At 53.2% G+C, this 2616-nt stretch carries 1 rRNA gene; it reads right to left on the reverse strand.

From position 1 onward, the window contains the following. Positions 1 to 35: 35 nt before the first annotated feature. A 23S ribosomal RNA gene (locus tag ABAC460_RS47840) occupies positions 36 to 2616 on the reverse strand; the annotation flags it as partial.

Raw genomic sequence — 2616 nt, forward strand, 5'->3', positions numbered from 1 at the left:
TATGTGTTTGCATGTAACATGCGTTGTGTTGAGGAACGATCAAGCCGATCGGATTATTAGTACCGGTTAGCTTCACTCCTCACGGAGCTTCCACACCCGGCCTATCAACGTGGTAGTCTTCCACGATCCTCAGCGAGACCTTGTTTTGAGGTGGGTTTCCCGCTTAGATGCTTTCAGCGGTTATCCCGTCCATACTTAGCTACCCTGCTGCGCGGCTGGCGCCACGACAGGTCCACCAGAGGTATGTCCATCCCGGTCCTCTCGTACTAGGGACAGATCCTCTCAAGTCTCGAACACCCACGGCAGATAGGGACCAAACTGTCTCACGACGTTCTGAACCCAGCTCACGTACCTCTTTAAATGGCGAACAGCCATACCCTTGGGACCTGCTCCAGCCCCAGGATGAGATGAGCCGACATCGAGGTGCCAAACTTTGCCGTCGATATGGACTCTTGGGCAAAATCAGCCTGTTATCCCTAGAGTACCTTTTATCCGTTGAGCGATGGCCCGTCCACGAAGGACCACCGGATCACTATGGCCGACTTTCGTCTCTGCTCGACTTGTCAGTCTCGCAGTCAGGCGGGCTTATGCCATTGCACTCGTCGAGCGATTTCCGACCGCTCTGAGCCCACCATCGCGCGCCTCCGTTACACTTTGGGAGGCGACCGCCCCAGTCAAACTACCCACCACGCCATGTCCCGGACCCGGATAACGGGCCGCGGTTAGACGTCAGCAACAATAAGGGTGGTATTTCAAGGATGGCTCCACGAGGACTGGCGCCCCCGCTTCATAGCCTCCCACCTATCCTACACATGTTGATGCTAACGCCAAGGCGAAGCTATAGTAAAGGTTCATAGGGTCTTTCCGTCTGACCGCGGGAACCCCGCATCTTCACGGGGAATTCAATTTCGCTGAGCCTATGCTGGAGACAGTGGGGAAGTCGTTACGCCATTCGTGCAGGTCGGAACTTACCCGACAAGGAATTTCGCTACCTTAGGACCGTTATAGTTACGGCCGCCGTTTACCGGGGCTTCAATTCGCAGCTTGCACCACTCCTTTTAACCTTCCGGCACCGGGCAGGCGTCAGACCCTATACGTCGCTTTACAGCTTCGCAGAGCCCTGTGTTTTTGATAAACAGTCGCTACCCCCTAGTTTGTGCCACTTGGATCTGGTTGCCCAGAGCAAGTCACGCTTATCCCGAAGTTACGCGTGTAATTTGCCGAGTTCCTTCAGCATAGTTCTCTCAAGCGCCTTGGTATACTCTACCTGACCACCTGTGTCGGTTTCGGGTACAGTCTCTGTGTGAGTTATTTCCAGGGACAACGCCCCTGCACAGACAATCCAATAAGTCCGTACAAGTTATGCCATCCGTCACTTCACACTGGCTCCGGAATATTTACCGGATTCCCATCGACTACGCCTTTCGGCCTCGCCTTAGGGGCTGGCTAACCCTGCGCAGATTAGCTTTACGCAGGAACCCTTGGTCTTTCGGCGAGAGTGTCTCTCACACTCTTTATCGCTACTCATGTCAGCATTCTCACTTCTGATACCTCCAGCCAACCTCACGGTTGACCTTCACAGGCTTACAGAACGCTCCGCTACCGCTCACTTACGTGAACCCATATCTTCGGCGCATGGCTTGAGCCCCGTTACATTTTCCGCGCAGGATCGCTTGATCAGTGAGCTGTTACGCTTTCTTTAAAGGATGGCTGCTTCTAAGCCAACCTCCTGATTGTCAAAGCAATCCCACATCGTTTCCCACTTAGCCATAACTTGGGGGCCTTAGATGATGGTTAGGGTTGTTTCCCTTTTCACGACGGACGTTAGCACCCGCCGTGTGTCTGCCGGATAGTTCTCCTGGGTATTCGGAGTTTGGTTAGAATTGGTACAGCTCGCGCCGCCCGCATCCATCCAGTGCTCTACCCCCCAGGGAATACATCCGACGCTCTACCTAAATAGATTTCGCGGAGAACCAGCTATGTCCAGGTTTGATTGGCCTTTCACCCCTATCCACAAGTCATCCGAATCTTTTTCAACAGATATCGGTTCGGACCTCCAGTAAGTGTTACCTTACCTTCATCCTGCTCATGGATAGATCACCTGGTTTCGGGTCGTCATGCGACGAACTTAACGCTCTATTCAAACTCGCTTTCGCTACGCCTACACCTAACGGCTTAAGCTTGCTCGGCACATGAAGTCGCTGACCCATTATACAAAAGGTACGCCGTCACCGCGCTTGGCGGCTCCGACTGCTTGTAGGCTTCCGATTTCAGGATCTGTTTCACTCCCCTTGTCGGGGTGCTTTTCACCTTTCCCTCACGGTACTTGTTCACTATCGGTCGTAGAGGAGTACTTAGGCTTGGAGGGTGGTCCCCCCATGTTCAGACAGGATTGCACGTGTCCCGCCCTACTCGAGTCTCTTGCTATTTAACGTCTACGGGACTGTCACCCGCTATGGTCAGCCTTTCCAAGCTGTTCGACTTTATTTCACAAGAGCACTGGCCTGGTTCCCGTTCGCTCGCCACTACTAGGGAAGTCTCGGTTGATGTCCTTTCCTACGGGTACTGAGATGTTTCAGTTCCCCGCGTTTGCTTAATAACCCTATGTATTCAGGT

It is taken from the genome of Asticcacaulis sp. AC460 (genome assembly GCF_000495795.1).
GTDB lineage: Bacteria > Pseudomonadota > Alphaproteobacteria > Caulobacterales > Caulobacteraceae > Asticcacaulis.